We start from the raw sequence: 3,182 nt of genomic DNA on the forward strand, positions 1-3,182 counted from the left end.
AAGGAGAGCTAAAAATGGCACTAGGTAAAGTTTCTTCGCTTGGCTTTGGTAGCCAAGTTTTAACGCAAGACGTTATAGATAAGCTAAAAGCCGCCGACGAAGCGGGCCAGATAAAACCAGTAACCGCTAAAATCACGGCAAACGCGACAAAACAAAAAGATCTAACCGCTCTAAAAACGCTGATTGGCACCTTTCGCTCTTCGGTTTCAACCCTAGCAGACGATAGCTCGTATCAAAAAAGAACGACTAGCTCGGACGGCAAAAGCGCCGATATAAGCGTAAGTGCTGGCGTCGCGGTGCAAGATATCGAGGTAGACGTAAAACAACTAGCTAAAAAAGACGTTTATCAAAGCACCAAATTTGCCACCTCAAGCTCGTTTATCGGCAAAAACGGAACCTTTGGTATAAAAGTCGGAGACCAAACCTATAAAATTGAGGTTAAAAACTCCACTACGCTAGAAGAGCTAGCCGATAAGATCAACGAGGTCACAAACGGCGCCGTCTCGGCAAAAGCGATGAAGGTTGGCGGCGAAGATCCGTATCAGCTCATATTGCAGTCCAAAGAAACCGGCGCAGAAAATAAAGTCGAGATAACAAATGTCAATAGTGACGGTACGGCCCTAACCGGCGCGGACGACGTTTTGCAAAAATTAGGCTGGGATAGCGCAAACATCGCAAACAATAAAATCTCAACCGCGCAAGACGCCGAGTTCGTATATAACGGCATCACGATAAAGCGAAGCGGCAACGAGGTAAAAGATCTAAATTTGGGAATGACGATAAAACTAAAAGATACGGGCAAGACGACTTTTAGCGTCAAAGAGGATACGAGCGCAATAAAAGAGAGCATGCAAAGCATGGTAACGGCGTATAACAATCTCGTAAACAACCTAAAAGTCGCTACAGATTATGATTCGGACACTAAAAAATCTGGTACATTCCAGGGTGTAAGCGAGATAAATACGATAAAATCGACGCTAAATAAAATTTTATTCGGCAATCAGACCTACACGAAAGATAACGTAACAAAGACGGCAAATTTAGCCGACTACGGTCTAAGCCTAAATAAAGAAGGCCTGCTAGAGCTAGATAGCTCAAAACTCGGCAAAAAACTAGATGAGGATTTGCAAAGCGTGCAAAAGATATTTGCCGGCGGCACCACTTACGGTACGGCTCAAGTCCTTAGCTCAAAACCGGTAGATAGCGGCGCGCTCACTATCGGCGGCGACGATCTAGTGATAAACGGCAAAAAGATAAATTTAGCCGCTACGCCTGCGTCAAATTCGGCAAAGCAAAACGCGCTAGCGCTACTAAAAGCTATAAACGACGCCGGGATATCGGGCATACAAGCGACTCTAACCGCAAACGAAGACGGCATATCGCTAAAAACTACAAACGGTACGGCGATAAGCATAAAGGGTTCTGCCGCGGCGCTAAACGCCGTGGGCTTTAGTGAATCAACCGTAACGCCGAAAAACACGACCGTAAACGGGATATTTGCATCGGCTAAAAAAGCCGTAGATAGACTGATTAACTCAAAAGACGGCTCTTTAACCAAGTATAACCAAAGCCTGATTGACGAGAAAAAGTCGCTGGACTCGGAAAAAGAAAAGACGCAAAAGTCACTAGACGCAAAGTACGCCACGATGGAAGAGCGATTTTTAGCATACGATAAGATCATCAGCAAGCTAAATAGCGAATTTTCGTCGCTAAAATCGATGATCGAAGCCGAATATAATAAAAAATAAAGGTAAATTTATGCAATACAACACTGCACACGCGGCGTATTCGCAAAACGCGGTAGGCGGCATCGAGTCGCCTACTAAGCTCATCGAGATGCTTTACGAGGGCGTTTTGAGATTTATTTTTAGAGCTAGAAAAGCAATGCAAGATAACGACGTAGAGAAAAAAGTATATTTCATAAATCGCACGAACGCTATCTTTATCGAGCTTTTAAACTCGCTAGACTACAACCAAGGTAGCATCGCGCACTATCTAAGCGGGCTTTATACGAGGCAGATCCAGCTACTAGCCATGGCAAATATAAACAACGACGAGCAGAGCCTAAACGAGGTCGTGAGCGTAACCAAACAGCTGCTTGAAGCATGGAAAGAGACGACTGGCGCGGGGCAAGCCGATGTGGCTGGATGAGCTCAAAATCGCCGTCGCTAACGATGACGCGGAGGCTATCGCGGCGCTAGCGGGCGAGACTCCTAGTAAATTTGACAGCCTAGAGGACGCCCTGCAAGCTCAGGAGCTTCTGGGTGCAGCGATAAATTTGATCCAAGAAAATAAAGCAAAGCTAGGCAAAGAGCTAGAAAAGCTAAAAAACGTAAAAAAATATATAGCGTCGTAAATAATTTCTTAAATTTACGGCGCTTTTTATCTCAAATTCCCTTCTAAATTTTATCCCGCAAAGGCAAAGATATGACGGAAAACGCTATAAAGAACGCTTTAAAAAATAGACTCGGCGCGGAGATAGCGGGCGACTTTAGAGTGCTAAAGGAGTACGAGCTAGTTAAATTTAACGATGAAGCGAGGTTTGTCTTTGAAGGCGAGAGCGAGATATTGCGAGAGTTTTATATCTTTGCCGATACGGGCACGGGCGATCTTTGGCTAGCCTACTTAAATGACGGCAAGGTCGCTTTTTACGACCACGACGCGGGTTATCTTTGCGCATCAAATTTGGTTAAATTTGATCTGGATATAATAGGCTGGCTTGAGATCGCCGAGATGTTTGGAAAATTTGAAACCATAAACGATCCAAACGACGAACAAAAATCTAAATTTAAGCTAGCCGTTAGCACTCTATGTCCGCAAATTTTAGAAATTTGGGATATTTAGGCTCCAAAAACGCGCCTTACACCGTTTCAAATTTAAACCCTGTCCGCAGCCGTCAAATTTGACAAAATTTCACTTCACCGCTTAATCGCCGCAAACCTCAGCTTTAATTTGCCCAAACCTCGCAAAACATGCCGTCAAGATAGCAGTTTATCGCAATCAAACCCACGAATTTAAAAAATCTAAGCTAGCTAAATTTAACGAAATAAAAGTAGTAAGAGGCATGGCGATAAGCCGAGTTCTGTCGTGAGTGATTATTTATCTACTCCAAATTTTACAATTTGGCTCTAGCGAAGGGTTTGACATAAGACTCAAAACCATCCCTTCTTGCTGCGAGTTGG

Annotated in this window: 4 protein-coding genes; all 4 read left to right on the forward strand. The window is 44.0% G+C overall.

The features are described from left to right. Positions 1-1,748: flagellar filament capping protein FliD (gene fliD, locus Q0200_RS08185; RefSeq protein WP_297940087.1), on the forward strand; the 1,748-nt coding region annotated here is incomplete at its 5' end. A 10-nt stretch (positions 1,749-1,758) separates the two neighbouring features. Further along, positions 1,759-2,151, forward strand: coding sequence for a flagellar export chaperone FliS (gene fliS / locus Q0200_RS08190; protein ID WP_297940090.1), 393 nt, complete (start codon positions 1,759-1,761; stop codon positions 2,149-2,151). Beyond that, the gene (locus tag Q0200_RS08195; RefSeq protein WP_297940092.1) at positions 2,138-2,356 is read left to right on the forward strand and encodes a hypothetical protein; all 219 of its coding nucleotides are present in this window, start codon (positions 2,138-2,140) and stop codon (positions 2,354-2,356) included. Before fliS ends, Q0200_RS08195 begins: the two co-directional genes overlap by 14 nt. A 71-nt stretch (positions 2,357-2,427) precedes the next feature. Then, entirely contained in the window at positions 2,428-2,844 is a 417-nt protein-coding gene (locus Q0200_RS08200) for a hypothetical protein (RefSeq protein WP_297940095.1), read from the forward strand. The last annotated feature ends 338 nt before the right edge of the window (positions 2,845-3,182 follow it).

The sequence above is a fragment of the uncultured Campylobacter sp. genome, from assembly GCF_938045225.1.
Taxonomy (GTDB): domain Bacteria; phylum Campylobacterota; class Campylobacteria; order Campylobacterales; family Campylobacteraceae; genus Campylobacter_A.